Genomic DNA, 25,866 nt, shown 5'->3' with positions numbered 1-25,866 from the left:
TCTAGGATGCGATCGCCCCGCATTGCTATGTCACTCCCTGGATATGGCAAAACAGCAGTTGGTTTTAGGATGCGATCGCTCTGCACCGCTATGCCATCCCCTGAATACGGCAAATCACTGCCTAGAGGCACCCTACAATTGCCCCACACCGCTATGTCATCATCTTGATATGACATGCGATCGCAAAGCAGATGCAGCAAAAGAACGAAAATAGGAAAAATGCCCGGTAGGCTCGAACCATAGCATTTTGAGCTGTCCCAACCCAACTTCACCTGCTATAGCCCGCAGCCCGCCAGCAGCGGGAACCCACCCACAACAACTATCTCTCCTCCACTTCCCCATCCCCCTCACTTCCTCATCTTCCCTACCTCACCCACTCCCACACCCCTCCACTCCCATGTCCACCATCCACCCCGCCACCGACTTCCGCTCCGACACCGTCACCTGGCCCACCCCAGCCATGATCGAGGCTATGGCCACCGCCGAACTGGGGGATGACGTCTACGGCGAGGACCCCACCGTCAACGAGCTAGAAGCCCTGGCCGCCAATCTGCTGGGCAAAGAAGCGGGGCTGTTTGTCACCAGCGGCACCCAGGGCAACCTGATCGCCGCCCTCACCCATGCCCAGCGCGGCGACGAAGCCATTCTCGGCGAAGACGCCCACACCTTCTGCTGGGAGGCGGGGGGCATCGCCGTGCTCGGTGGCATCACCACTCGCCCGCTACCGACCGACAGCCGGGGCCGCATGGCGATCGATCAGATCAAATCGGCAATTCGGGGGGATAATCCCCACCTGCCCCACAGCCAGCTGATATTGCTAGAGAACAGCTCCGGCGGCAACAATGGCGCGGCGATTGAGCCTGACTACTTCGCCGCCATTAGCACCCTGGCCCAAACCCATCATCTCAAGGTGCATTTAGACGGGGCGCGACTGTTCAATGCCGTAACCGCTCTTGGGGTCGAGCCAACCGACATCACCGCCCATGTCGATTCGGTGAGCGTGTGCCTCAGCAAGGGGCTGTGCGCTCCGGTTGGTTCCCTGCTGGTGGGCAGCGAGGCGTTTATTCACCAGGCCCGCCGCCACCGCAAGCTGCTGGGCGGCGGCATGCGCCAGGCCGGCGGGCTGGCCGCAGTGGGCATCATTGCCCTGAAGACCATGACCCAGCGGTTGCAGAGCGATCACGATAACGCCCAGGCTCTGGCCCAGGGGTTAGCGACAATTCCTGGCATTGAAGTTGACCCAGCGGTAGTCGAAACCAATATGGTGTTTTTTGACCTGGCCGAAGGAGTTGCTATTGATCCAGAAGCCCTGATCAAAGCGCTAAAGATTGAGTATGGGCTGCACATTGGCGGGTATGGCGATCGCCGCCTGCGAGCCGTCACCCACTACTGGATTGATCCGCCCCAGGTCGAGCGGCTGATAGCGGCCCTGCGCACCATTTTGACTCGGCATTGACCCCAGCAGCAGGACAATCCGCAGCGAGGGTGTAGGGTTTAAGGAGCGTGATCCGAAGCCGCCCTCTAGAGCAGTTCTTGAGGAATCCAGCTGCGGCGATCGCGCTGCTGGTTGCGCTACACCCCAGACCTGGCTAAACTTAGCCCAGCAAACTGACCCACCTCTCTGAACCGGCCCCCTATGGAATGGCATGTGACCGATGCCCAAAGCCTGCGAGTGATTGACTCCGAAATTGGCGACCACAGCTTCTCGCCGTCGGAATACGAAATTTTGCGCCGGGTAATCTATGCCACCGCCGACTTTGATTTCAAAAACCTGATCCATTTCTCTGACCAGGCGTTGCAGTCGGGGGCCGCAGCCCTGGCGGCCCGCACCACCATCATTGTCGATGTGCCCATGGTGCAGGTAGGCATTACGCCCTGCATTCAAAACACGTTTGCCAATCCGGTCTATTGCAGCATGGATGCCTTGACCCGCCCCCAGAAGGGCAAAAGTCAGGCCTCGTGGGGGATAGAGACCCTGGCCCAGCGCTACCCTGAAGGTATCTTTGTGCTGGGGGCCTCTGAGGCCGCCTTGTCTGCCCTAGTAGACCTAATCGATGCCGAAAAGGTGCGCCCGGCTTTAGTGGTAGCAACGCCGGCCGGGTTTCTCGAAACCGCTGTGATTAAAGGCCGCCTACAAGACACCATGGTGCCCCACGTCGGCATCAACGGCCGCAAAGGCAGCGCCGTGGTGGCCGCTGCGATCATTAATGGCCTGGTTGACTTGGCCTGGCAAGCCTACGGCAAAGAGAATCCCTAGCGGTTGGTAGCTTTCGGGTCTAAGGTGCAGTGCAAGGGAATGGCCCTAAACCCTACACCTTCAACCCTATACCCTACCTACTCAGCGTTCCTAAAAACCACCATTTAACAGTCGCGGTTTTCGATCGCGCCATCGGGCATGGTGGTATTGCAAAACCGCACCATGCTGCGGTTGACGCCGCGCAGGTTGGCACCCTTGAGGTTGGCCCCCTTCATGTTAGCAGTGCCGAGGATGACGCTGAGCATGACAGCACCACTCAAATTGGCATCGGTGAGGTCAGCGTCGGTGAGGTTGGCCTGGGTCATCTCCACGTTAGAGAGGTCGGCCCCGGAAAGATTGGCGTCGGGCAAGTTGGCACCGTTCATCCGAGCCCCGGCTAGATTGGCCCCGCTGAGGTCGGCCCCTTCCATATCGCTGAGCATCAGGTTGGCGTTGCTCAGGTCAGCTCCAGCCAGGTTGGCTCCGGTGAGCACCGCGATTTTGAGATTGGCCCCGGTCAAATCGGTGTTGCTGAGCTCGGCCTCATTGAGAATGCACACTTGGCACTTTTTGGTGTCGAGCAGCTTTTGCACATCGTCGGGAATGGCGGCTTCAGCGCGGGCAAAGCTCAGGCTCCAAAACATGAGGGCAAGGGCCAGCATGGCTGTCAAGCGTTTCATAGTCGGCAAAAATCCTGTAAGGCGGGTCTTGGCTATTCTCCCATTCATTGGGATACCTGGGGGCAACCGGAGCGGCTGGGGCGATCGCCCTAAAACGCTGATCGCCCCAGCCAAAACAGCTCGGGCTGGGGGTTGTGGCGGCAGGGGGGCCAGTAGCACAGCGCTTCGGCATCGAGCTGGGGCGACGGCATCGGCAGATCTTGAGCCAGGCACAGATGGGCGATCGCGCGGCTAAACTCAACCCCATGCCCTGGAATTCTGGCGATGCCGTGGGCCAGCTCATGGGCTACTAACCCCGGCCAGTCGGCGGGTACAATGCGGCCTGCGTCAACCATCAAGGTAATAGGGGCAGAGCGATTCTCTCCCAAAGCTCGGCTCGGCCCATCACAGCAAAATCCATCTACCCTGGCCTGGGGTGCGATCGGGGCCGCAAAAATTTGCATATCGGAGTACAAAACCGGCTCAAAACACCCCAGCAGGTCGCTCAAAATAGCGTTGAGCTGCTGGTTGACCCGGTGAATGTGCTGACCAATCCAGACTAGAGCGTCCCCAGGCGGGTCGGCTATATGGGCCAGGGCAATCCAGCGGGGTTCGACCGATAGGTCGCGCAGCATGCCTAGGTATTGCGTAGCCCGCACCACGGGGTCAGCGTCGCTGGCAGGGGCCTGCTGCCAATAGGTAGCCTGACGCTGGGCCTGTTGATCAAAGCCGGAGGCATCATGGGAACACTGCTGGGATGATTCCCGCTCGTTTTGCGAATCGCTGACCATGGCTGAAGGATTGAAAACCGGGGCAGTAGGCAAAATTTTCCCACAGGATCTCTGCGATCGGTCAGCGACGAACACTTTAAAGCCGCTATTTTCGTTAGGCTAAATAGGAGCACAACGCAATAACACTGACATTGTCACCCCTCTGGCAACGTCAGTCTAAATTGAAAATTTAGCTGAAAACAGCCTCCAAGGCACAGAAATCTCCTCCGCCAACGGGGCAAAGTTATATATTTAATAAAGAACCTTTGGTAAAACGCAGCACTCATCCCCACGATTCATGGTTGCCACTCATAGTCTCAGCACCTTTAGTCCGCGCCCCCGCAACGGGGACGCGGAATCGCTGAGAAAAATTTTCGCCGCTGTAGACGCAACCAGCTGCCCCTATACCTACAACTTTCACATGCACACCGCTTGCTCTGACGGCAGGCTCCCCCCCGCTGGTCTTATGGAGCAGGTGGTTGACATTGGCCTTAGCGCCTTTGCCATCACGGATCACCACACCGTCAAAGGTTACCAGCAGGCCAAAGCCTGGCTGGAAGATTGGCAGTGGCGTCACCCCACTTCTCTCCGCAGCCGTCAGCGGGGCAAGGGCGGGGCCGTGCCCAGGCTGTTTACCGGCGTAGAGATCACCGCTATTTTGGCGGAAACCGAGGTGCATATTTTAGGCTACGGCTTTGTGCCCAGCCACGATGCGATCGAGCCCTACCTACGAGGCTACGCGCCCCGAGGTGAGACCAAACTTGCGGCTGCCGTCATTGCGGCTATTCAGGCGGCGGGGGGTATTGCGGTGTTAGCTCATCCCGCCCGCTACCGAACCTCGGCTAAAACCCTGGTGCCCATTGCGGCGGCCCTCGGCATTGACGGGGTCGAGGCCTACTACGCTTACGCCAACCCCGAACACTGGACTCCCTGCCCTCGCCACACGCCTACCGTCGAGCAATTGGCCCAAGACCACAGCCTGCTGACAACCTGCGGCACTGACACCCACGGGCCTAGTCTGCTGCGGCGACTGTAGTTTTCTAAGGCTGCCTACTCGGTGCTCAAGCATGTGATTGAGCACGACGCTGGGCCGCAAGCAGCTCGCTACGGTTTGGTGCAGCAAACTCAAAGACCGGCCCGCGATGACGACGATGGAGAATAAATGGGCGGTTCGTGCCCTGGGTCAGATCTGGGTGCGATCGCTAACTACCGCCGAAACACGAACAAGTTGCCTGTAGCTCCACGCCCAAACCGCAGGTCTTCATCTAGGTAGGAGGTGATCCACAGCGCCTCTTGGCGAAGGAATTCAAGCACCGGCACAGTAATCTGGGGCAGGTGCAGCCCAGCAATTCCCAGCAAGCGGGTAGCTTGCACTGTAAAGGCTCCAAAGCTAACACGAGCGCTTTCGCCTTCTTCATAGGGTTTCCAGACGCCCTGGGCCGTGGCGGTGAGTTCGCCAAAGAAGGGTAGGGATAGCACAGCGCCATTTTCGGTGGCGATGCCAGCCCCGTTGCCCTCGGAGTCGGTCAGCTGCTGCCATACACGCTGAATGCTTACGGGCAAGGGAAACTGCCGCCCCAGCCGCCGCGTGACCACCGTGCCCCGCGAGGCATAGACCAGAGCCCAGGAGCCTAGGAGCATGGGCCAGTGCTCCTGCCGTAGGGGCTGGTCAATAGGGTTCAAGGTTTCCAGTTCGCAGATGATTTGATCAATAGCAGGATGCTCTACAGGCAAAATAGCATCCTCAATTTCTAAAGCGTCGATGCTCTGGAGCAGCTGAGTTTTAAGCTGATGGCGGCGAGCGTGAAGAGGAGTCATTGCAGCAAAAAAATGAGGGGAATGGGGAGCCTAACGTCGGCTGAGCTTAGGATACCCGGCGTGGTTAAACAGTCTTCTCCACCGGTAGCGGCAGATTGCGAATCGAAAAGTCGAGCAGCTCTATGGGGTGAAAGAGCGGAACCGATCGCGCTTGCCCAGCCATATGCTGCTGAATTTGCAGTGAGCAGCCGGGGTTGGAAGATGCAACCAAAGTCGCGCCAGTATTCAGCAGATTTTTCACCTTCATCTGGCCCAGCTCTGCGGCCACGTCGGGGTACAGCATGTTGTAAACTCCGGCGCTGCCGCAGCAGAGGGCGGCATCAAGGGGTTCTCGCAGGGTGACGCCGGGAATTTGCTTGAGCAGCTGTCGGGGCTGAAGGCTAATTTTTTGGCCGTGGAGCAAGTGGCAGGCGTCTTGATAGACGATGGGTAGAGCGCCTGGGGTGATGGGATGCAGTGGCGTTGTCAGCCCCACCTGGGCGAGGAATTCCTGTACGTCGCGAACTTTGGCTACAAAGGCTTTGGCGCGATCGCGATACTCCGGGTCATCCTGCAAAATATGGTGATACTCCTTCAGAGTATGGCCACAGCCCGCTGCGTTGATCACCACGTAATCAACCTCAGCAGCCTCGAAGCAGTCGATCATACGGCGGGCCATGGTTTGAGCCTGGGCCTCTTGCCCCTGGTGGGCGGGCAATGCCGAGCAGCACCCCTGCTCATGGGGAATCACCACCTCGCAGCCGTTGGCGCTGAGCACCCGCGCCGTTGCCGCATTCACATCCGAGAAAAATACGCGCTGTACACAGCCGAGCACCATGCCCACCCGGTAGCGCTGGGTGCCTACGGCCGGAACCAGTTCGGGCAGATCATCTTGAAAGCTCTCGGCGGTGATTGGGGGCAATAGCGATTCCATGGCCGCCAGGCTGGGAGAGAGCTTGGCCAGCAGCCCGGTCTTCTGCACCAGCTGAGAAATACCCAGCTTTTGGTACAGGTACAACGGCCCGGCGATCGCCCGCAGTCGGGTGGGGTAAGGAAACAGGTTGAAGATTAGCGATCGCACCAACCGTTCTGCCAGGGGCCGTTCATGGTGGCGCTCGACCTGGGGACGCACCGCTGCAATCAGCTGGTCGTACTGCACCCCAGAAGGGCAGGCAGTGGTGCAGGCCAGACAACCTAGGCAAGAGTCAAAATGCTTTGCCGAAGTGGCCGATAGCGGAGCCTCCCCAGTATTGATCGCATCCATTAAATAGATGCGGCCTCGGGGGGAGTCCATTTCGGTGCCGAGCACGCGGTAGCTGGGGCAAGTGGTGAGGCAAAACCCACAGTGCACACAGGCATCAATCAGCTTGGGGTCGGGGGGATGCTGGGCATCAAACCCGTTAGCAACACTGGCAGCGGTGGGCCAAGCGGCAGGCGCTGAAGACTCGGGGGTCGGCATGGAAACGTGGGTAAGGGCTGCTTTCAGCCTAACGCGATTCCGAAACGGATACACTCGTTTCGAGGCAGTTCCCGAACGCTTCACGAACCGCCCCTCTCGGAAACGAAACTCTCGCAATGGTCAGCATAGTAAGGTAGGGAAGCCCCCTCAACCGTTGCATGGGCTCTACATCCTTTTGGAGTGCGGAACCCCTTACATAGGGAAGACGACGCTCAGTCTACCCCGCGTAGCTTGCGGGTGTTGTCGTAGAGGCTTTGGGCCAGGCCATCAAGACGTTGGGAAAGTTTTTCATCGACGATTTTGCCTTGGTCGTCAAAGGCTTGCCAAGCCTGCCCGATCGCTACCTGTTCTGGCACTACCCAGGTGTGCACCCAGCGCAGAATGGTGCGCAGATCGTTGAGGGCGTTGTTATTTGACTGACCGCCGAGAATGCTGACTGCCCCGGCCACCTTGCCGTCGAGTTGATCAAAGCTCATCAGATCCAGCGCATTCTTGAGCACGCCGCTGACGCTGCCGTGGTACTCGGGTGTTACCAGCACAAAGCCATCGGCGTCTAGAAAAGCCTGACGCAGCCGCTCGACATCGGGGTGGTCGGGGTAATCTTTGCCGCCGTGGCAAAGGGGTAAATTCATCTCGCGCAGATCGAGCAGTTCAACCTCGGCCCCTAAGGCGCGGAGGCGATCGCATACCAGCTCCAGTGCCAACTGACTGTAGGAATTGGGCCGCAAACTACCGGCAATACCGACAAACTTCACCATTGCATACCTCTCGCCTGCTTAAACATAATCGTAATGACTTCAGGTTAATAAGGATTGTCACGATTTGTCAACTCGTCTGCGATTCCTCAACCAGCTTTGCTAAAGCCCTTCCCTCAATAGAATGTCCTCCAAAAAACGGCCATGCCCCACGGTTGATCGGCTATAGTGACGGCAAATTACCTTGCCGGTTGCCTTGGGCAAACCCTCACCAGACTCCCTCGACTACGTTCGAGCCGTTGGCCCGCCGATGGCTATCCCGGCTGCCGTTCCCCTGGGCCCATTCACCATTGGGGGCGAAACGATTCCTTTGGGTAAGCGGGTGCGGCTCGACCTGCCCGTGGCCCGCCTGACTACCGGCACTATGATGTCGCTGCCGGTGACGGTGATCAGCGGCAAAAAGCCGGGGCCGCGCCTGTGGCTCAGCGCTGCGATTCACGGCGACGAGCTCAATGGAGTTGACGTCATTCGCCGGATCGCTAAGTCGCTTAGGCCCAACCGCCTGAGCGGCTCGGTGATTGCAGTGCCGGTGGTAAATATCTTTGGCCTGCTAGAGCAGTCGCGCTACCTGCCTGATCGCCGCGATCTCAACCGCTCGTTTCCCGGCTCTAGTCGAGGGTCGATGGCCAGTCGGCTAGCGGCCCTGTTTATGCGGGAGGTGGTCAGCCAGTGCACCCACGGCATCGACCTGCATACGGCAGCGATTCACCGCATCAACCTGCCTCAGGTGCGGGCCGACCTCAACGATCCGGCTACCTACGATTTTGCTAAAGCCTTTGGGGCTCCAGTCATCATCCACGCCTCGCATCGCGATGGCTCATTACGCCAGGCCGCCGCCAAACGCCATATTCCCACGCTGCTCTATGAAGCGGGCGAGGCGCTGCGATTCGACGAAGCCGCCATTCAAACCGGGGTCGATGGCATTTACCGGGTGATGGCCTACCTGGGCATGTATACACCGCCGGCAATGGACCAACCATCGACTTTGGAGGTACACGAGACTCGCTGGGTCCGCGCCTCTCGCGGCGGCATCTGGCACCGATCGGTTTCCCTGGGCGATGAAGTCAAGCAGCGCCAAACCCTGGGCTTTATCAGCGACACCTTTGGCGATAAGCCGGTGCAGGTGCGTAGCCCCATGGAAGGTATTGTGATTGGCCACGGCCAAAACCCGCTCGTGAACCAGGGCGATGCCCTAGTTCACGTCGCCAGCGTCAAGGCAGCGATCGAGCAAGAACAGTAGGATGAGCACAGCGACACCCGCCCATCCGCCCAGCTATGCAGCGATTTACCCAGCTCTTTCAGGATATAGATGCGACCACCTCGACCAATGAAAAGGTGCGATCGCTGCAAGCCTACTTTCAAGAGGCCGAACCCGCCGACAAAGTCTGGGCGCTCTACCTGCTGCTGGGCAAAACCCGCCGCCGCACGGTGACCTCGCGGGTGCTGCGAGACGTATTTTTGCAAATTTCTGACATTCCCGAATGGTTGTTTAAAGACTGCTACGCCCAGGTGGGCGACTCGGCAGAGGTGATCGCCCTGCTGCTGCGGGATGTGGATCTGCCCGGACAATCCTTGGCGGCTGGGGTTTCTGAACGAGAGGCAAGCCAAACCGGCGGTATTTTCCCTGAGGGCGCCCAGCCAAGTTCCCATAACCAGGTCGATGCCGATCGCCAACACCAGGCCGGTCGGCCTCCCTCTATCCCGCTGCACCAGTGGATGGAGGATGTTATTCCCATGTACAAGGCGATGGAGACCGACGATGAACGCCGGGATTTGATCGTGTCTTGGTGGGCGGCGCTGGATAACACCGAGATCTTTGTGCTCAACAAAATTCTCACCGGAGCCTTTCGAGTCGGTGCTTCGGCAAAGCTGGTGATCAAAGGCCTCGCTGCCGCCACGAGCGTTTCCGAAGCCGTGCTGACCCATCGCCTAATGGGCGACTTTATCCCCACGGTCGAATTCTACACCAGCTTGACCCATGAAGCGGCCACGCAGAATGCCCCCAGCCAGCCCTACCCATTCTTTTTGGCCACCTCTCTGGACGAAGAAAAATTTCAAAGCGAAAACTTTGAGCGCTGGCGGGCCGAGTGGAAGTGGGACGGCATTCGTGCCCAGGTGATCAAGCGGGACGACCAGGTGTTTGTCTGGTCACGGGGCGAAGATCTCGTCACAGACCAGTTCCCGGAAGTAGAAGCGATGATGGCCACCTTCCCCAACGGCATTGTGATGGATGGGGAAATTCTCTGTTGGCAAGACGGTCTGCCGCTGTCGTTTAATCACCTACAAAAGCGCTTGGGCCGTAAGAAAGTCAGCAAAAAGGTAATGGAAGATAGCCCGGTCCACTTCATCGCCTACGACTTACTGGAGTTTGGCGGGGTCGATTTGCGGGAGAAAGAATGGCGCGATCGCACCCACTCGCTCTCTACTCTGCTGGCTGTGCACACCGCCCCCAACCTGCACCAGTCCGTTCCCCTGGAGTTCCAGTCTTTTGCCGAACTGGCGGCACTGCGCGAAAATTCTCGCCAGCAGGGAGCCGAAGGGCTGGTGGTAAAGGCGATCGACAGCCCCTACCTGGTGGGCCGCAAGCGCGGCTACTGGTGGAAGTACAAGGTTGACCCCATGAGCCTCGATGCGGTGCTGATCTACGCCCAGGCGGGCAGTGGCAAGCGGGCCAACCTGTTCACCGACTACACATTTGCCCTCTGGCAGGGCGAGAATCTGGTTCCTTTTGCCAAAGCCTACAGCGGGCTAGATAACGCCGAAATCGACGCGCTAGATAGATGGATTCGCCGCCACACAACAGAGCGGTTTGGGCCGGTGCGATCGGTGGAGCCAATTCTCGTCTTTGAGATTGGCTTTGAGGGCATCGCCGCCTCGACTCGCCACAAATCAGGCATTTCAGTGCGCTTCCCCCGCATTCTGCGCTGGCGCAAAGACAAGCCCGCCGCCGAAGCCGATACGTTAGAGTCGGCTAAGGAGTTGCTAGAAGCTTTTCGATAGCCATTAGGAGGGACAAAGACAATTTTTTGGCGTCTAGCGTCACGCGTTATAAACTTGAGTGAGTTATGTAATTCCCGAACGTTGATTCGAAGCTTTAGAGATAAAGAGACTCAGAAGATTTTTGAACGTCAGCGATCGCGCAAATTGCCGCCAGATATTCAGCAAGTTGCACTACGAAAGTTAAGAATGCTCAACAATGCGGAGACACTTCAAGACCTCCGCATACCGCCAGCAAATCGGTTAGAGCGTTTGGTTGGTAATAGGGCCAATCAGTACAGTATCCGCGTTAACGATCAATGGCGAATTTGCTTCGTTTGGCAAGACGGTAAAGCTTTAGATGTAGAGATTGTCGACTACCACTGAGGCCGAAAAATGAAAGAAGAGAAGCTTATACCCATTCATCCTGGCGAGGTGCTTTTAGAGGAGTTTCTCAAGCCGATGAACCTCAGCCAAAATCAAATTGCTTTGGCTTTGCGAGTTCCCGCTCGTCGAATTAATGAAATCGTTTTAGGTAAGCGGCGAATTACCGCTGATACTGCTCTGCGACTAGCTCGCTATTTCAATATGTCGCCCCGTTTCTGGTTGGGCCTGCAGATGGATTATGACCTGGATATCGCTCAGGATGAAATTGGCGATCGCCTTGACAAAGAAGTAGTCGTGTTAACTCAGGCTTGATGCAATTGGGGAGCCGCTTTAGCCACTAAATAGACCAGGGGCGATCGCCACTGCACCGTCTGCCCCTGCAATTGCCGCTGACAACTCTGCTGAATGGTCGCCACATCTTTTTCAGACAAGTGCTCCACCAGCTGATCGCGATAGCTGGGCGGGGTACCGCCCACTGCAAACCACCGCTGTAGCAGCGCGGAAGACACGTAGATGCTGTTGTGCAGAACGTCTTCGGTGAGCTGGACGGCAAAGCCCGCTTTAAGAAAGAGGGTTTGGAGGGTGTCAACCTGCCAGTTGAAGCGGGGGTCGGTGGTAGAGGTGGCGATCGCGTCCTCCGCCTGGTGCCAGCGCTTGACCAGGACTTTGCTCAAGCCCGTGACATCCACCAGGGCCGAAATGCGCTGGCTGTGACGGGGGATGGTTTCGGCCAGTACCACCACGCCACCGGGGGCCAGCAGGTGTTGCACAATCTCGATGAATCTGTCTCGATTTATCACCTGACCAAAGGCATTGCGGCCCACAATGCATTCAAAGCGAACGCCTGGCGTGTGAGCGGCAAGGTAAGCTGCCAGAGCTTCGTAGCCAGCATGCACAAACACGGGACGAATCAGTTCGAGCAGTTGGGCCGCTTGTTCCTCCAATGCGGCCTGGTCTTGGGCGGTATGCACGCGGGCATAGACGCCGCCCTCGGGCACCTGGCGCAGAGCCTCCCAGGTGAGTAGCCCCGTGCGGGCGTTGAGGTCGAGAATGCGGTGGTGGCGCTGGGGTAGAGCCAGAGCAAAGATGCGATCGCGCACTTGCCCTAGCTGCTCGCCCGCCTGGCTGAGGGTGCGCTGCAGCCAGCGATCGCGAGCCGGGTCGTCTGGGCTGTAGGTAAGCACTTCGGGCAGCGCGCCGCCGCCATCGACCATTGCCGCCAGTTGGGCCTCGCGCCGCTGGGCCACCTGGGTCTGAATCGAAGCCTCATAGCCCTGAGCCGATGGCTGATAAAACACCTGCCCTTGCAACCCGCTGGGCAAATACTGCTGCTCGACCCAGTGGTCGCGGTAGGCGTGGGGATACAGGTAACCTTTGCCGTGGCCAAAGCCTTTGCTGTCGCGGTTGCCATCTCGCATAGGATTGGGCACCTCGCGCTCGCGCTCCTGCTCGATGGCGGATAGGGCGTCGAAAAAGCCCATGGTGCTGTTGGATTTGGGCGCAGTTGCCAGGTACAGTGTCGCCTGGGCCAGAGGATAGCGCCCCTCGGGCATGCCCACTCGGTCGAAGGCGGCGGCGCAGCTAGTCACCATTGTCACGGCGTGGGGGTCGCCCAGGCCAATGTCTTCGCTGGCCAAAATCACCAGGCGGCGAAAGATAAAGCGGGGGTCTTCGCCCGCATAGACCATACGAGCCAGCCAGTACAGCGCTGCATCGGGGTCAGAGCCGCGCACGCTTTTGATAAAGGCGCTGATGGTGTCGAAGTGTGCGTCGCCCTCTTTGTCGTAGAGCACCGCCCGCTGCTGAATCGATTCTTCCGCCACATCCAGGGTGATTTGGATCTGGCCCTCGGCATCGAGGGGCGTGGTTTCGACCGCTAGCTCCAGGGCGTTGAGCAAGGCGCGGGCGTCACCGTTGGCCACATTCACCAGGTGATCGATCGCGGCAGGTTCAAGCTGAATGGGGCGATCGCCGTAGCCCCGATCTTTGTCCGCTAGCGCCTGCTCCACCACTCGATACAAATCCGCCGGCTCTAGCGGTTTGAGCTGAAAAATGCGCGATCGGCTGACCAGCGCCTTGTTGACCTCGAAGTAGGGATTCTCGGTCGTTGCCCCAATCAGAATTACCGTGCCGTTCTCCACCCAGGGCAGCAGCGCATCCTGCTGGGCCTTGTTAAATCGGTGCACTTCATCGATAAAGAGAATCGTGCGCCTGCCGTACTGGCCGCGCAGGTCTTGGGCCGATGCGATCGCCTCACGAATATCCTTCACTCCTGCCAACACCGCATTCAGCGCAATGAAGTGAGCGCTAGTCGTGTTGGCAATGATCTGGGCCAGGGTGGTTTTGCCCGTGCCTGGCGGTCCAAAAAAAATTAGCGACGACAGCTGGTCGGCCTGAATCGCGCGCCGCAGCAGTCGCCCCGGCCCCACCACGGCATCCTGGCCAATGAATTCATCGAGGGTGCGGGGTCGCAGCCGCGCCGCTAGGGGCGCATCGCGGGCGATCTGGGCCTGGCGGCTGTGGTCAAAGAGATCCATGCAAGGCAGGGCTGGCGAAACACCTCGGGCAGCGATCGCGCCGCACCGTTGCTCTATGGTACCGCCGGGACTATGGGCTAGAACTCAGATCGGTGGGCGGTGCATGGCGGCTTGGTGAAAATTTTGGTGCGATCGCAGCCTGTCGCCTGGGCCACTTAGGCAGAGTCGCGACCTTGGCGCTATGCGCCCTAGGGCTAGTTTGATGAAGCGGAGGACAGCTGTTGTTTTGATGCATTAAGAAACTCGATGCTGACTAGTTCAGCATTTTCGTCGTAGCTGATAATTACTCCACTCGGTTTAGAGATGGCCTCGCAAGGTGGCGCATCTCTCATGCTGAAAATCAGCACATCGGCTTCGGCATCGTATTTGACGTTCATGCTAGTTTTCCTGTCAGTAGGTTGGCTGGCGGCAGCCTTTCAAATGGTCAGAGCATTGGCGGCAAACTCATAGCACTCCTACGATTGATGCCAGAACGTGCCGATAGGGGAAGATAATCAAGGGGCCGACCACCGGCTGCCTTCCTCGGTTAAGGAGGGCGGGGTGAGTTATGCCTATGCCGCGCCAACCGCGCCAACTTATTTCAGGCTATTGCTACCACGTCACGATTCGCTGCAACAACCGCGAGTTTAAGCTGATTCGCGATGAATGTCGGGAGGTGTTGTATGCGATCGCCAAATGCCACGAGAACTATGGCTTTAAGCTCTATGCCCTGTGCATTATGAGCAACCATGTGCACTACCTGCTAGAGCCTGCCCAGCCCGACGACCTACCCAAGATCATGCACTGGCTGAATTGGTACACGGCTATGTGTTTTAACAGAATGCTGAACCGGACAGGGCACTTTTGGGAGAAGCGGTACCACAGCACGGGTTTTCCGCTGAGCGACAAGCGGCGGGCACTGAATACGCTGCGCTATATCCACGCCAACCTCAAGGCGGCGAACATGCAGGAGGGGTTTTTCTACGACTACAGCAACTACGGCAGCTATGATCGCTTGACCACCGATGGTTTGACGCAGTGGCACCCGGCATTTTTGGCCTTGGGGGCGACGCTGGAGATCTGTGCGGCGGCGTACCGAAAGTTTTGTAAAAGATACAAGCCCAAGCCCAAACCAGAGAAGCGAAACCACTGGGGTAGCAAGCTGCTGGCCCAAATTAAGGCCCGAAGCAAGCTGAAGAAAAAGACCCCAGGGCAAAAAAGCCTGTGGGAGGAGTGGCATGCCCCAGCAGAGGACATTCGTAAAGTGGCGGAGAAGTTTGTGCTGGCGAATTGTTTGAACCCAGAGGTTGTGCGCCTGCGGTTTGAGCCGCCCTGAAGAGAGAAATCCGGTTTTTTGAAAAAACCGGGTTTCTGGGTAACCTGTGGTGCCAGGTAACGGATCGCTGAAAGGCAGGTAAATCGTGTAGAAAGCAGTACTTTACAAATTTTAAAAAACGGCTAGAACTGGCTTGTGCTACAGTTCACAAGTCTCTGTGCGAGAGAAGAAGAGAAGAGACTTCCACAAACCCCCAACCTCCCTCAACCCCACACGGAAATTCTCCGTCGGGAGACAAAGAGGGATTGGCTTTTAGGTTGCTGTAGTTCAGATAATTTCCGTCCTTGCGCCAGCCGACGCGATCCGCAAATGCGTGCCAAGTTTTTTCATGATACTGCCCATCCAGGGGGTTACCGGTCTCTACATAGATTTGTTTCTGCACGCTAAAGCCAAACTTGCCGCCGCTGTGCTTCACCCACAACTGGTCAATAATTCGCAAGTCTTCGCAGGGAAATTCTCGCAGAGCTTTTGCACTCAGTCTGCCCCCAGCGACTTCTTTCATAATCCGATAGGTTTCTCCATCGGCGTCGCGCCAACTGCCGCTGGCCAAGTAGTTCACCAACTTTTGATAGCGCTCTGGAATGCGTTGGCGCACAATTCGAAGGCTGTTGCCGGGGCGCATCGAGTCTGCTGTCCAGGGTTGTAAAGCGGCAGTGCCCTCAACTCCTGCCGTGGTCAACTCTTCAACGGTTGGCAGGCGATAGTCATAGACACCCCTGACTGGGGCAAGGTTTGACTGGGTAGAGAGCCAGGCACAAAACCAGCGGGCATCTTCCCACGTAATCCCATTAACCAGAGATTTAAGGGAAAATTCTTCTACTTCAAAGCGATCAGTATCTGCCCAGGAATGGAACTTGCCATCCACCTGGTCTCCAATCAATAAAATGTATTCTCCCCAAGTTATGTAATCGGATAACTCAACTCCATCGCCGACAGACATGAGAGCTTGGAATCTTTGTGCAAGCTGAATTTCTGCTGATTCTTGTGTTTGATAGTAAAGAGCTTCTAATAATTCTTGTTTGATGCTGTCCTTTATCCAAGGAGATTCGTTTGCAAGACGTTGGGCTAGCTCCAGGGTGTAGAGGTTAGTGGAGTCTTTTAAGGCCGCTTCGATAAATGGGGTTGGGTCGCTCAAGGCCGCAAAGAAATAGACCACTTCTTCCCAGGTTTTATCGCTTAACTTTTGCATCAACCGATTGCGGCCCGTGGGGCTGGCCAGCAGTTCTCGGGCCGCCAGGTATTCTTGAAAGGTTTTGTGGGCAAATTCGTACAGGTTGCTTTCTCCGCCCGCCAGCAACCCCGAAACCTGCTGAATTTCTTGCAGAAATCTCTTTGGTGTTAGCTCTGGGTCTGGGTAGAGACTGGTTAATGGCTCTTGAATCCACCCCGTGCCCTGCTGGGGCGAAAACTTGGTGATGCCAGCCTCAGTAAGCTTTATGGCTAACCGCTGCAAAATGAGTTGGTTGTCGTCGGCGTTAGAAATAGTTAGGCGAGTGTCGCGGCGGTTGGGGCGATATTCTAGCAGCAGCTTAAAAATTTCTTGGTAGAGATGCACGCGCCGGGTGGGCAACTGTTCGCTGGCTTCGTGGGTGGCGGCAATGATGGTGATCAGCAGTGGGTTTTTGGCCAGGTCAGTGAGGCTGCGATCGGCAAAGAGCTGACGTTTGAGATCGTCAGCAGCCCGTTGGGCGGCGGCATTGCTCTCGGCCTGGGCCTGCTCTCGCGACAGATGCTTGTTGAGGTCAGCGTCGTGCTGGCTTTCTTGCCAGTGGCTTTTCCAGGTCAGCTCCCAGGTAATGAACCGATACCACTGGTCGATGAAGGTGCGTTTTTGGTCGTCGTTGAAGTCGAGAATATCGACCCGCTGCACCCCCGCAAACAGGCTGCCATCGTAGCCGTGGGGGCGCGAGGTGAGAATGAACTGGCTAGGATAGTGCTGCATTTGCCAGTTGGCCCACTGGCTAACTCGCTCTCGCTGGGCATCGGGTACCTCGTCTAGCCCGTCTAGCATCACCAAGCCCCGGCCCTGCATCAGCTGCTCCTTAAACCACAGTTCAGATGTGTGCAGTTCTGCACAGCGGGGCAGTTTTTGCACTTCTTCAACAATCAACTGGGTCAGCGAAGGCTGGGTTTGAGACTGAATGCGCCCATAGAAATCTCGAAACAAGAGCAAGATTGGAATCAGCGGTTTGGCGTTTTGGGCGGTATGGCTCTGGTTGGCAAAGCTGAGGGTGAGAAAGCGCAGCAGGGTCGTTTTGCCATAGCCCGGATCCGCAATGATCGCCAGCAACCGCTCAGGAAAAGTTTGGTCGGGTTGATTGGCCTTGGGCAACAAATCCCAAATTTCCCGGCGGCGGTGTAATGAGTTACCTTTTTGGGTGCCCGCATTCACCCGCAGGGGAACGTAGACCTCGTCCAGCACCAGACGGGGCAAGCGCCCCTTGTAGCCTTCGACATTGAGGTTGTGGCAGTGGGTCTTGAGCGCTTCTAGGTACTGCTTCGACAGGCCCGACAGCCTTGCCCAGGTCAAATCTCGCGCCGTCCCCACCGCTTCGGTGGTCACCTCTCCCACGATCTCGCCCTGGCGTTTCATTCCGCCTTTGAGCTTGTCCATCAAGCCTTCGCCAAAGCTAGTGAGCAGGATCGCCCCAGCGCTGACCAATGCTGCAATTACCGCCTTGGGCAATTCGTTGAGATAGAGGAAGTAAAGCGCTGAGCCTCCGCTGCCCGCAATAAACAGCTTAATCAGCACATCGGTGACCTTGTCGGAAAAGCTATCTGGGGGCAGCTGACTCATGGGTGAGAATCCGTGCGTTTGAGAATTGTACGTCTCCTCGCAGAGAGCAGCGCTCTCTAGCCCTCGGCGGCGGCCTGGTCGATGATTTGCAGCAGCTCGTCGTGGGTCATAGCGATTTTGGAATGGCGATTTTGGATTTTGGTTTGAGCAGGCAGAATTCTTCCCTTTTATAGCTGCCATTTGGGTGAAATGGACAGGTCACAAGGTTGTTAACAGAAAGTTGGTATCCGTAGGGTGGGTTAGGCAGCCGCCCTACTATGCCACTACCCTTGAACGTTTTGCCCCGCCGTAACCCACAACCTATCCACATAAAGCAGCCTGGCAACCACAGGTAAGTAAGTCAACTATGTCGATGGGAACAAACTGTCGCTAAGCTGCAACGCACCTACCCATAACGAGAATCTCGCTATGGGTAGGTGCGTCAATTGAATATATTGGTGGATAGAGCCTTAACCGCGAGCCCGTTCTAGCAAAATCATCATGATTAGGCTGAGCAATACTTGAGTTTCTTCTTGAGACGACAGTTGATCGATTGGCTTAACAATAAACTTGCGGGACAAAAGCGATGGCTGCTTTTCTAGACGCATGACTACGGTGCCGTCACTGCGCTTTACCAAATATTTAGGATTGAGCACATAGCCGCTCAAAGCCCCTAAAATTGGCACTTCTTGAAACAGCGAGTCAAGCACTTTAACCCAGGGGTTTTCTTCCTGAATGTGCAGGTTGCTGTTGACGTTATCAAAAACGTCGTAGTGGGCTTTCCACAGCGATCGCATGCCCTTTCGCTTAACGCCCCCTATTACTGCACCATTCCTATCGGTGAAGTTGTAGCGAGCCGAAAAATCAATGATGCGATCGGCTTTAATGTCGTAAAGCCTCTGAGTTTGGGTTTCGTCAGCAAACACACCAATCGCTTCTTTTAGCTTAAATAACTTTTGCTTAACAAAGAACACAACCTTTCCGTTAGCATCTGTAACGGTAATCTTAGGCGCAATCGTCCAAACCTTAAACGTAATCTCTAAGGGATATTGCATACCTTATAACAGCTCCGGCTTCTAGAAAATGTTGCTCTCTAGTAATCCCCTGGTTAGGATGCAAATATCAGCCACGAAAGAGCAGTGGCGCAAAGTTAGTATTTCTTAAGTATTTAATCTAAACAAGTTGGCGGTTGTGTGAGTTATGGCAAGACCGTGCGATCGCAAAAATGGGCAAGAGGCTTTACCCCTTGCCCATCTAGAGCCAATTGCCTTACTCGCTTTTAACCAGCCAGATATGCCTTTAAATCGTGGCGGGCGTAGCGCAGTTTCTTAATCGCATCGCGCTCGATCTGGCGGACTCGTTCGCGGCTAACGTTGAGCTGCTGGCCCACCTTCGAGAGCGACAGCCCTTCCCCAGTGCCGAGGCCAAAGCGCAGCACCAGCACCTCTCGCTGCTGCGGCGTCAGGCGATCGAGAATGCGAAATATATCTTGCTTGAGACTGTTTTGAGCCGCGTATTCTTCGGGCGATCGCCCCTGCTCATCCTCCAGCATATCAGCCAGTTCAGTGTCGCCTTTGTCGCCCACCAAAGCGTTTAGCGACATCGGCTGCTGCGATTGCGATAGGAACTGACGCACCTGCACCAAAGGCATATCGAGGTAGTTGGCCACCTCTTCAAGGTTAGCCGTGCGCCCCAGCTCCTGGGCCAGGTGGCGTTGGGCGCGCTTGATCTTGGTCAGCTTCTCAAAGATGTGAATTGGCAGGCGAATGGCGCGGCTCTTTTCGGCGATCGCCCGAGTTACCGCCTGACGGATCCACCAGTAGGCATAGGTCGAAAACCGAAAACCCTTGGTAGGGTCAAACTTTTCAACTCCACGCTGCAGGCCCATGGTGCCTTCCTGCACCAGATCCATCAGATCTAGATTGCGTTTGGTGTACTTTTTGGCGATCGAAACCACTAGGCGCAGGTTGGCTTCCACCATGCGGCGACGGGCTGCCTCTCCAGCAGCGATCTGCTGGTGCAAATCTTCGAGCGAGATCTGAGCAGCCGCGGCCCACTCGTCTTCTGAGGGCTCGCGGCCCAAGGTGTTTGTCAGTTGGGTCGATATATCAGTGAGATGATTCAGCTGCTGCACATGCTTACCCAGCGAAATCTCTTCGTCGCGGGTCAGGCGGGGAATGCGGCCAATTTCTTTCAGGTACGCCTGAACAGAATTGCTAGAGGTGGAGAGAGCTTGAGCCATGGGGAAATCAGTAGCGGCAATCGACTTACCTGCCACTATGACAAGGGTTGCTCTCCCATGCCTCTACCCAAGGGGAGGAAGGCTAAGAATACCTTAAAGACTACAGTTAGCGCCGTCGTACTGCACCTGCACCGGCAGCCAATGGGCCTGGGGGTTGGGCAGACTGCCAGCTTGAGGCTCAAAGCTGCGCTGTAGGGCCAACTCTAGTGCTTTCTCATCCAGCACCGTGTAGCCTGTGCTGTCGAGCAAGACTGGGTCTTTTACCAGTTGACCCGCACCGTTGACAATCACCCCAACCAATCCTTCAGCAGGGGCTGGTGTCAGGCAGGCCGAAATGGGGTAAGTCACCTGTATAGGAGCGAGTTTAGTGCCTAAAACAGGCACCTCGCTGTCGCCTAAACCCTGCCCCTCTGCCTCTAGCCACCCCGGCACCACAGCGGTGTGAAAGGCAAACTCGTCGGCCACTAGCGACTTAGCCTGCTGATTAAACTGATACTGCTCCGGATCACGCAGGCGATCGTCAAGGGTAGCGGGCGGTGACTCTGGGGGCACTGGCTCTAGGTCAGCAACCTCCGTGGGCGGCGCAGGCGGCGTAGCCTCTACCGGCTCCACCGGAGTTGGCAATGGAGCCGATGGTGGCGAAACCGGCGGAGTGGACGGTGCTTTGGGCGGTGGGGTTTGGGGCGACTGGGGGACTGGGGCAGCCGCAATAGTCTCGGCAGCGGGCTCAACAGCAGGCGGTAGCCGCAGCACACCCACGGCCACCGGAGCGGTGGTCTCGGTCAGACTCTCTGGCAAACTCTCTGGGGCCTCTGGATTAGACTCGGGCATCGGCCAAGCCAGCAGCACGCCGTGCAGCCCAATGGAAAGCAGCGCCAACAAACCACCCCCCGACCACTGGAGAGAGCGCTTACCCACCCTGAGTTTGAAAGGAAATGTTGTGCCCATGCCCGTTTTTCTGCGCTGGTAAATATTAGCGTTTGACGTCCTCAAGGTGGCACATGTTTTGGACAGTGTTATCAGTGGGCAGACAGTTTTTATATTGTCGTTATTTGCCGTTACGCTAGGGCTGTTGAGGCTCTAACCACCAAGGCTCAAAACAATGCGGCGAGAAGACTTGACCCTACTTACGACGGGCCTGCTGCTGGTGATAACAGCTATCCTTTTGATCGCTTTGGAGCCCCGTCAGTTGACCGTTGCTCCATCCCCTGAGGCCAGTGCTGTGACCACCCATCTTTTGACCGATCCATTTTTGCAGAACCCTACCTCTGGGACGGTACGAGTGGTGTGGTTTACCGAGTTTGAGGGGCAAGACCATCAGGCGCGGTGGGGTTCCCCCGGTCAACCATCCGAAGCTAATTTACCCAATCTGGCCTCGGCCACTACCACCCGACTGGCTCGCACCCGAGAAGATGGTCAGTCTCGGATTGATCACCCCAATTTTGCTGAGCTACAGCAGACCGTAGCACGCCCGATCTGGCGACATGAGGCCGTAGTCACAGGGTTGCCCCCAGGGCAACGAGTGCCCTATCGGGTAGCTAGCACCGGCCCCGATGGCACCGTGATCGAAAGCCGCACGTTTACTCTGGCTGGAGCCCCCGCCGCTGGGCGGCCTACCAAGATTTTGCTCACCTCCGATCACCAGAACATGCCTATGGTCGCGGCCAACCTGCAAAAGGTGGTAGAAACCTTAGGCCAGGTAGACGCGGTGTTTTTGGCGGGCGATTTAGTCAACACTCCCGATCGCGCCTCTGAGTGGTTTGATGACAGCCGAGGCACCGGCTTTTTTCCCTGTTTGCAGGGCAACACTCGCTACGACCTAGAGCGCAATGGCCGTACCGTGACCTACAGAGGCGGTGAAATTATTCAACACGCGCCGCTGTTTCCAGCTTTGGGCAACCACGAGGTGATGGGACGCTTTGCAGCAGCGGCTCCCCTGGGCGAGCAGTTTAACCAAGCCATACCGCGATCGACCGCAGTTGATCTGTACGAGACCAATGCCGATCTGTTTAACCCCGCTGACGACCCCGCCCTGCGCCGCCAGTGGATTATTGACAATTCTTTTAACAGCGATACCTACGAAGCCCTGTTTAGCCTGCCGACCACCCAGGTGCCTAACCCCGATCGCCCCGAAACCACCAGCCGATACTATGCCGTCACCTTTGGCGACGTTCGCCTAGTGTCGCTCTACGTCACGCAAATCTGGCGACCCTACAACGTTGATGCCGCCACACGAGGCCGCTACCAAGAGCGCGAAGCCGATCTGGGTACGCCCCAAAACTGGGGCCACGGCCAGCACATCTTCGAACCCATTGAAGGGGGAAGCTTGCAGTATCAGTGGCTAGAGCAGGAGCTAGCCAGCGAAGCCTTTCGCCAGGCCAAATACAAGGTGGTGATGCTGCACCATCCACCCCATACCCTGGGCGACAACATCGTGCCCGCCTTCACCAACCCTGTGCGTCGCTACGATCGCGACAGTTCTGGTCGCCTTACCGCCGTTCGCTACGAGTATCCCCGCACCGACGACTACATCGCCCGTGACCTGGTACCCCTGCTCGAACAGGCCGGGGTAGACCTGGTCTTCTATGGCCACTCGCACCTGTGGAACCGCTTTGTGTCACCCCAGGGCACCCACTACCTCGAAACCTCTAACGTGGGCAATTCCTATGGCGCGTTTTGGAAAGATCAATCTCGCCCAGTCCCTCCCGAAACGATAGAGGGTTCGGCAGTGACCTATTCGCCCAGCGACTACGTGGCCCAGGGCGACCCCAACGGGTTAGAGCCTGTAGTGCCTACGATCGCCCCCCTGCGGGATGATAGCGGCCAGCCGCTACCCTACCTAGCCAGCAACGACATTACCGCCTTTAGCCTGTTTGACACCGGCAGCGGCACCATTAGCAGCTACTACTTCGATACCCGAGAGCCGAACTCAGCGGTAGTGAAGTTTGACGAGTTTGCCGTAGGCCAATGAGCGGACGGGGAGAGCAAATTTCTGGATTGTAGCTGTTGGGTTGTCCTTCCTTTCCCCTACCGCACTTCCTTATCTCCCGTACCCTTCACCATCTTCGTAGTGCTCGGTGGCGAGAAAGTAGCCAATTAGGTATAGCGAACCGCACAACACCTTGAGTGGAGTTGGGGACTGACCAAGTTGGGCCAAGCCATCTCCGAGAGAATTATGAACGTCGCACTGGACCAAGTTGGGGCAGACCGATCGCGCGATCGCCGCTAGCTCCTCCGGCGCTGCCGTCTCGTGCCCTGGCACGGGCACCAGATGCAGAGCATCCCCTGGCCGCAGCAGAGCCGCAAAAATATCGCGATGGTCTTTGGTCGAGAGCATTCCCATCAACCACGCTGTCCCCGCTGGGTTCCCCGGCTGATCTGCCCACCAACGATCGACATACTGACGCAGCACCTCAGCTGCCGCCGGGTTGTGAGCACCGTCAATCAGTAATGGGTAGCCTACTGATTTTTGCCCCCAGGTCACCCACTGCAAGCGTCCGGGCCAGCGAGCGTTGCCCATGCCCTGGGCGATCGCATCGGCAGAAATTGTCCAGCCCTGGGCGCGCAGGCCGAGCAGAGTGGCGATCGCGATCGCTGAATTGGTGAGCTGGTGCTCTCCCAAAAGCGCCAGAGGATAGGTAATGGCTTCGTTACCGCTGCCATAGCGGGCCTCCCCCTCCCTCAAGGAAACTGCGGGCGCAGGCCACACCGCCGGACAGCCCAATTCGGCCAAACGAGCCTGCACCACCGCCGCCGCTTCAGCAGGCAGCGGCCCCACCACAGCGGGACGACCAGGCTTCAGCACCCCCGCCTTTTCGCGGGCGATATCCGCCAGGGTAGGGCCAAGGCGCTGCCAGTGCTCGCGGCTGAGGGAGGTAATCACACTCACCAGAGGCACGTCCACCACATTGGTGGCGTCGAGTCGGCCCCCCAGGCCCACCTCCATCACCGCCACATCTACCTCAGCCTCGGCAAAGTGCAGCCAAGCCGCCGCCGTAAACACCTCAAACTGAGTCGGTGAGGATTGGGATGGGTCAATACCTGCCACCACCTGCTTCAGTCGAGCAACCAAATCCTGAGTCGCAATGGGTTCCCCATTGACCACAATGCGCTCTCGCCAGCTCACCAGGTGCGGCGAGGTGTAGCGCCCGACCCGATACCCTGCTGCCCCCAACACTGCCGCCAGGTAAGCACACACCGACCCCTTGCCGTTGGTGCCTGCCACATGCACCAGCGGCACCCGTTGCTGAGGATTACCCAATGCCCCTAGCAATCGCTGAATGCGCTCTAGCCCCAGCTCTACCCCAAATCGCCCAAAGGGGGCCAGGACGCTCTCAATTTGCTGCTCTTGTTCCGACTGAGGTTGATACACAGGCAGTTCTCTCCGCCAGCAAAGGACGGGGTAGCTGGGCTATTAAGCATCTTATCTGAGGGCGATCGCCCTTGTCCCAAACCATCACCCCCAGTAAGCAGTTGGGAGCTAACTCTAACTGATGCCCAATTCAAAGCAAGATCTGCAACGGTTCATCCACCCAGCGTAATTGAACCTCCACTGGGGAAAGCGGACGCGAAGTAGATCACTAGCTGTGAACGGGCATGAAAAAAGGCGCAGCCTGTGCTGCGCCTGAGTCAAGGCATTATTGTCTGGGCCAGAGCTACACGGCCTCGGTATTTTTCTCCCCAGTGCGAATGCGGATGATTTCATCGACGGGGCTGACGAAAATTTTGCCGTCGCCAATTTCGCCAGTGCGGGCGGCGGAAATAATTTTGTCGACTACAGTGTCAACCTGAGTCTCTTCGACCACAATTTCAATCTTGAGCTTCTGGAGGAATTCAACGGTGTATTCCGAGCCTCGGTAGCGCTCGGTCTGTCCTTTTTGGCGACCAAAGCCGCGCACCTCCGAAACGGTCATACCCACAATGCCGGCATTGACCAGGGCAATCTTGACCTCGTCAAGCTTAAAGGGGCGGATAATAGCTTCTATTTTTTTCATAGATCAACCAGGGTGCTTCAGCGGATATCTCTTAGCTTCGGTCTATGTGTATCGGGCCTGACCCCTACAATACTGTATCGTCAGCTACAAAAAGTCAGGTAAGCAAAGCCAAAGCGGCTAGAAAAGCAAGCTATAGAAAGTAATTCAGCGTTCTACCGAGAATTGCTCAGCAGCGGCTTCATAATTAAGAAACCGGCCCCAAAAGCACTGATCACGATTAGCAGGATAGTTGCAGCTAGCCATAGCCCACTCAAGTCCGACGACTTCTGGTTCAGCTGACTAGGACGGTTAGCATCTATCCGCTCTTCGGTGTAAAGCCGCTGGGGCGCTGCCTGGGGCCGTTTGGGCGGCATTTTGTGCGTTTTCTTCGCTTTGGGCTTCACCATTTGAGTCAGCTGGCTGGCTAGGGTCGATACCCCTTCTCCGACCGACTCTGATAGCCGTTCTGGCAAAGAAGCCGAAGACTCTTCAGCCACTGAGTAAGTCGCAGCCATCGCCGGAGCCTCAATGCCCAAGGAAGTCGTGACAGGGCGGACGATGCTCTCCGGCTCGATCGCCTGAGGTTGGCTGACCTCGATCGCCTGCTTGAGGCGAGCTGCCGAGTCCGCAAAGCGAATCATTTCCTGGCGCAGCACCTGGTTTTGCTGGTTGAGCTGCTGATTTTGCTGGGTCAGTGAATCGACCATGCCCTGGGTAGCGCGCAGTTCTGTGGCCAGCTCGCGGTACACCGAGATCGGCACCGAAGGAGCCTGACGGCTGCCTTGGGGTGCTTCTGAGGCCACGGCTCCAGGGTAAGCAGATTCGGGAGAATAGGGTACGTTCATGATGACGGTAGAAGGGGCGTTTAAGAACTAAAAAGAAGCCTGAAAATTGGTCTGCCCAAGGGTAGTTCACATTAGAGCAATTGCACCAGTTTTAGTCAAGAAAAGTTTTGGTCCTTATAAATTTGGCATTGCTGAACGG

23 protein-coding genes are annotated in these 25,866 nt (G+C 57.0%); 9 read left to right on the top strand and 14 right to left on the bottom strand.

Features of this window, described 5'->3' with window-relative positions; all coding sequences use genetic code 11:
* Window positions 1-397 precede the first annotated feature (397 nt).
* Together ltaE and H6F57_RS24855 are read left to right on the top strand one after the other, a co-directional pair.
* Window positions 398-1,456: a low-specificity L-threonine aldolase gene (ltaE, locus tag H6F57_RS24860; protein WP_190631604.1), complete on the top strand. Its 1,059-nt coding sequence runs from the start codon at window positions 398-400 to the stop codon at window positions 1,454-1,456.
* Window positions 1,457-1,636: 180 nt separating this feature from the next.
* Window positions 1,637-2,257, top strand: coding sequence for a precorrin-8X methylmutase (locus H6F57_RS24855; RefSeq protein WP_190631603.1), 621 nt, complete (start codon window positions 1,637-1,639; stop codon window positions 2,255-2,257).
* Between the two features lie 104 nt (window positions 2,258-2,361).
* Here H6F57_RS24855 and H6F57_RS24850 read toward each other — a convergent pair whose 3' ends face one another.
* Both H6F57_RS24850 and H6F57_RS24845 read right to left on the bottom strand, forming a co-directional pair.
* The gene (locus H6F57_RS24850) at window positions 2,362-2,916 is read right to left on the bottom strand and encodes a pentapeptide repeat-containing protein (protein ID WP_190631602.1); all 555 of its coding nucleotides are present in this window, start codon (window positions 2,914-2,916) and stop codon (window positions 2,362-2,364) included.
* Window positions 2,917-3,005: 89 nt separating this feature from the next.
* Window positions 3,006-3,686, bottom strand: a complete 681-nt coding sequence (locus H6F57_RS24845) for a hypothetical protein (RefSeq protein ID WP_190631601.1) — start codon at window positions 3,684-3,686, stop codon at window positions 3,006-3,008.
* A gap of 277 nt (window positions 3,687-3,963) precedes the next feature.
* Here H6F57_RS24845 and H6F57_RS24840 point away from each other — a divergent pair, with 277 nt between their 5' ends.
* Entirely contained in the window at window positions 3,964-4,701 is a 738-nt protein-coding gene (locus tag H6F57_RS24840; protein ID WP_190631598.1) for a PHP domain-containing protein, read from the top strand.
* A 170-nt stretch (window positions 4,702-4,871) separates the two neighbouring features.
* Here the strand turns inward: H6F57_RS24840 and H6F57_RS24835 are convergent, their stop codons facing one another.
* The 3 genes from H6F57_RS24835 to H6F57_RS24825 form a co-directional block, all read right to left on the bottom strand.
* Window positions 4,872-5,483 carry a PAP/fibrillin family protein gene (locus H6F57_RS24835; RefSeq protein WP_190631597.1) on the bottom strand — a complete coding sequence of 204 codons (612 nt, stop codon included), beginning with the start codon at window positions 5,481-5,483 and terminating at the stop codon, window positions 4,872-4,874.
* A 64-nt stretch (window positions 5,484-5,547) separates the two neighbouring features.
* Complete coding sequence (locus tag H6F57_RS24830) at window positions 5,548-6,921, bottom strand: heterodisulfide reductase-related iron-sulfur binding cluster (protein WP_190631595.1); 1,374 nt, start codon at window positions 6,919-6,921, stop codon at window positions 5,548-5,550.
* Between the two features lie 212 nt (window positions 6,922-7,133).
* Window positions 7,134-7,679 carry an NAD(P)H-dependent oxidoreductase gene (locus H6F57_RS24825; protein WP_190631593.1) on the bottom strand — a complete coding sequence of 182 codons (546 nt, stop codon included), beginning with the start codon at window positions 7,677-7,679 and terminating at the stop codon, window positions 7,134-7,136.
* Window positions 7,680-7,926: 247 nt separating this feature from the next.
* Between H6F57_RS24825 and H6F57_RS24820 the strand changes: the two genes are divergently transcribed.
* The 4 genes from H6F57_RS24820 (at window position 7,927) to H6F57_RS24805 (ending at window position 11,351) form a co-directional block, all read left to right on the top strand.
* Window positions 7,927-8,916: a succinylglutamate desuccinylase/aspartoacylase family protein gene (locus tag H6F57_RS24820; protein WP_190631668.1), complete on the top strand. Its 990-nt coding sequence runs from the start codon at window positions 7,927-7,929 to the stop codon at window positions 8,914-8,916.
* Window positions 8,917-8,951: 35 nt separating this feature from the next.
* Window positions 8,952-10,676: an ATP-dependent DNA ligase gene (locus H6F57_RS24815; protein ID WP_190631590.1), complete on the top strand. Its 1,725-nt coding sequence runs from the start codon at window positions 8,952-8,954 to the stop codon at window positions 10,674-10,676.
* Window positions 10,677-10,757: 81 nt separating this feature from the next.
* Window positions 10,758-11,039 (top strand): type II toxin-antitoxin system RelE/ParE family toxin, encoded by a 282-nt coding sequence (locus tag H6F57_RS24810; protein ID WP_190631588.1) that lies wholly within the window; start codon window positions 10,758-10,760, stop codon window positions 11,037-11,039.
* 9 nt (window positions 11,040-11,048) lie between these two features.
* Window positions 11,049-11,351, top strand: coding sequence for a HigA family addiction module antitoxin (locus H6F57_RS24805; RefSeq protein ID WP_190631586.1), 303 nt, complete (start codon window positions 11,049-11,051; stop codon window positions 11,349-11,351).
* Here the strand turns inward: H6F57_RS24805 and H6F57_RS24800 are convergent.
* A complete protein-coding gene (locus tag H6F57_RS24800) occupies window positions 11,342-13,576 on the bottom strand; it encodes an AAA family ATPase (RefSeq protein WP_190631584.1) in 2,235 nt (744 codons plus the stop codon). The genes H6F57_RS24805 and H6F57_RS24800 overlap by 10 nt on opposite strands.
* A gap of 194 nt (window positions 13,577-13,770) precedes the next feature.
* Entirely contained in the window at window positions 13,771-13,953 is a 183-nt protein-coding gene (locus tag H6F57_RS24795) for a DUF2283 domain-containing protein (protein ID WP_190631582.1), read from the bottom strand.
* 176 nt (window positions 13,954-14,129) lie between these two features.
* On the opposite strand from H6F57_RS24795, the gene H6F57_RS24790 reads away from it, so the two are divergent.
* Window positions 14,130-14,891, top strand: coding sequence for a transposase (locus tag H6F57_RS24790; RefSeq protein WP_190631580.1), 762 nt, complete (start codon window positions 14,130-14,132; stop codon window positions 14,889-14,891).
* A gap of 145 nt (window positions 14,892-15,036) precedes the next feature.
* On the opposite strand, the gene H6F57_RS24785 is transcribed toward H6F57_RS24790, so the two are convergent.
* The 4 genes from H6F57_RS24785 to H6F57_RS24770 form a co-directional block, all read right to left on the bottom strand.
* Window positions 15,037-17,688 (bottom strand): GUN4 domain-containing protein, encoded by a 2,652-nt coding sequence (locus H6F57_RS24785; protein ID WP_190631578.1) that lies wholly within the window; start codon window positions 17,686-17,688, stop codon window positions 15,037-15,039.
* A 449-nt stretch (window positions 17,689-18,137) separates the two neighbouring features.
* Window positions 18,138-18,722: a hypothetical protein gene (locus H6F57_RS24780; RefSeq protein WP_190631576.1), complete on the bottom strand. Its 585-nt coding sequence runs from the start codon at window positions 18,720-18,722 to the stop codon at window positions 18,138-18,140.
* A 224-nt stretch (window positions 18,723-18,946) separates the two neighbouring features.
* Window positions 18,947-19,909 carry an RpoD/SigA family RNA polymerase sigma factor gene (locus H6F57_RS24775; protein ID WP_190631666.1) on the bottom strand — a complete coding sequence of 321 codons (963 nt, stop codon included), beginning with the start codon at window positions 19,907-19,909 and terminating at the stop codon, window positions 18,947-18,949.
* A 93-nt stretch (window positions 19,910-20,002) separates the two neighbouring features.
* Window positions 20,003-20,857: a hypothetical protein gene (locus tag H6F57_RS24770; RefSeq protein ID WP_190631574.1), complete on the bottom strand. Its 855-nt coding sequence runs from the start codon at window positions 20,855-20,857 to the stop codon at window positions 20,003-20,005.
* Window positions 20,858-21,011: 154 nt separating this feature from the next.
* On the opposite strand from H6F57_RS24770, the gene H6F57_RS24765 reads away from it, so the two are divergent.
* Window positions 21,012-22,880 carry a metallophosphoesterase gene (locus tag H6F57_RS24765; RefSeq protein WP_190631572.1) on the top strand — a complete coding sequence of 623 codons (1,869 nt, stop codon included), beginning with the start codon at window positions 21,012-21,014 and terminating at the stop codon, window positions 22,878-22,880.
* A 69-nt stretch (window positions 22,881-22,949) separates the two neighbouring features.
* On the opposite strand, the gene H6F57_RS24760 is transcribed toward H6F57_RS24765, so the two are convergent.
* The 3 genes from H6F57_RS24760 to H6F57_RS24750 all read right to left on the bottom strand — a co-directional run bounded on the left by H6F57_RS24760 (window position 22,950) and on the right by H6F57_RS24750 (window position 25,727).
* Window positions 22,950-24,287 carry a folylpolyglutamate synthase/dihydrofolate synthase family protein gene (locus H6F57_RS24760; RefSeq protein ID WP_190631664.1) on the bottom strand — a complete coding sequence of 446 codons (1,338 nt, stop codon included), beginning with the start codon at window positions 24,285-24,287 and terminating at the stop codon, window positions 22,950-22,952.
* 277 nt (window positions 24,288-24,564) lie between these two features.
* On the bottom strand, window positions 24,565-24,903 hold the full coding sequence (locus H6F57_RS24755; protein WP_190631570.1) for a P-II family nitrogen regulator: 339 nt from the start codon (window positions 24,901-24,903) through the stop codon (window positions 24,565-24,567).
* Window positions 24,904-25,055: 152 nt separating this feature from the next.
* Window positions 25,056-25,727 carry a hypothetical protein gene (locus H6F57_RS24750; RefSeq protein ID WP_190631568.1) on the bottom strand — a complete coding sequence of 224 codons (672 nt, stop codon included), beginning with the start codon at window positions 25,725-25,727 and terminating at the stop codon, window positions 25,056-25,058.
* Window positions 25,728-25,866 lie beyond the last annotated feature (139 nt).

The sequence above is a fragment of the Leptolyngbya sp. FACHB-60 genome, from assembly GCF_014695775.1.
Taxonomy (GTDB): Bacteria; Cyanobacteriota; Cyanobacteriia; order Phormidesmidales; family Phormidesmidaceae; genus Nodosilinea.
Note: the sequence above shows the minus strand (reverse complement) of the source record. Positions and strands in the feature narration are given on the sequence as shown.

What these genes read in the sequence shown, in the direction of transcription:
- ltaE (WP_190631604.1), top strand. Translation starts at nt 398, where the DNA reads ATGTCCACCATCCACCCCGCCACCGACTTCCGCTCCGACACCGTCACC.
- H6F57_RS24855 (WP_190631603.1), top strand. Translation starts at nt 1,637, where the DNA reads ATGGAATGGCATGTGACCGATGCCCAAAGCCTGCGAGTGATTGACTCC.
- H6F57_RS24850 (WP_190631602.1), bottom strand. Translation starts at nt 2,916, where the DNA reads ATGAAACGCTTGACAGCCATGCTGGCCCTTGCCCTCATGTTTTGGAGC.
- H6F57_RS24845 (WP_190631601.1), bottom strand. Translation starts at nt 3,686, where the DNA reads ATGGTCAGCGATTCGCAAAACGAGCGGGAATCATCCCAGCAGTGTTCC.
- H6F57_RS24840 (WP_190631598.1), top strand. Translation starts at nt 3,964, where the DNA reads ATGGTTGCCACTCATAGTCTCAGCACCTTTAGTCCGCGCCCCCGCAAC.
- H6F57_RS24835 (WP_190631597.1), bottom strand. Translation starts at nt 5,483, where the DNA reads ATGACTCCTCTTCACGCTCGCCGCCATCAGCTTAAAACTCAGCTGCTC.
- H6F57_RS24830 (WP_190631595.1), bottom strand. Translation starts at nt 6,921, where the DNA reads ATGCCGACCCCCGAGTCTTCAGCGCCTGCCGCTTGGCCCACCGCTGCC.
- H6F57_RS24825 (WP_190631593.1), bottom strand. Translation starts at nt 7,679, where the DNA reads ATGGTGAAGTTTGTCGGTATTGCCGGTAGTTTGCGGCCCAATTCCTAC.
- H6F57_RS24820 (WP_190631668.1), top strand. Translation starts at nt 7,927, where the DNA reads ATGGCTATCCCGGCTGCCGTTCCCCTGGGCCCATTCACCATTGGGGGC.
- H6F57_RS24815 (WP_190631590.1), top strand. Translation starts at nt 8,952, where the DNA reads ATGCAGCGATTTACCCAGCTCTTTCAGGATATAGATGCGACCACCTCG.
- H6F57_RS24805 (WP_190631586.1), top strand. Translation starts at nt 11,049, where the DNA reads ATGAAAGAAGAGAAGCTTATACCCATTCATCCTGGCGAGGTGCTTTTA.
- H6F57_RS24800 (WP_190631584.1), bottom strand. Translation starts at nt 13,576, where the DNA reads ATGGATCTCTTTGACCACAGCCGCCAGGCCCAGATCGCCCGCGATGCG.
- H6F57_RS24795 (WP_190631582.1), bottom strand. Translation starts at nt 13,953, where the DNA reads ATGAACGTCAAATACGATGCCGAAGCCGATGTGCTGATTTTCAGCATG.
- H6F57_RS24790 (WP_190631580.1), top strand. Translation starts at nt 14,130, where the DNA reads ATGCCGCGCCAACCGCGCCAACTTATTTCAGGCTATTGCTACCACGTC.
- H6F57_RS24785 (WP_190631578.1), bottom strand. Translation starts at nt 17,688, where the DNA reads ATGAGTCAGCTGCCCCCAGATAGCTTTTCCGACAAGGTCACCGATGTG.
- H6F57_RS24780 (WP_190631576.1), bottom strand. Translation starts at nt 18,722, where the DNA reads ATGCAATATCCCTTAGAGATTACGTTTAAGGTTTGGACGATTGCGCCT.
- H6F57_RS24775 (WP_190631666.1), bottom strand. Translation starts at nt 19,909, where the DNA reads ATGGCTCAAGCTCTCTCCACCTCTAGCAATTCTGTTCAGGCGTACCTG.
- H6F57_RS24770 (WP_190631574.1), bottom strand. Translation starts at nt 20,857, where the DNA reads ATGGGCACAACATTTCCTTTCAAACTCAGGGTGGGTAAGCGCTCTCTC.
- H6F57_RS24765 (WP_190631572.1), top strand. Translation starts at nt 21,012, where the DNA reads ATGCGGCGAGAAGACTTGACCCTACTTACGACGGGCCTGCTGCTGGTG.
- H6F57_RS24755 (WP_190631570.1), bottom strand. Translation starts at nt 24,903, where the DNA reads ATGAAAAAAATAGAAGCTATTATCCGCCCCTTTAAGCTTGACGAGGTC.
- H6F57_RS24750 (WP_190631568.1), bottom strand. Translation starts at nt 25,727, where the DNA reads ATGAACGTACCCTATTCTCCCGAATCTGCTTACCCTGGAGCCGTGGCC.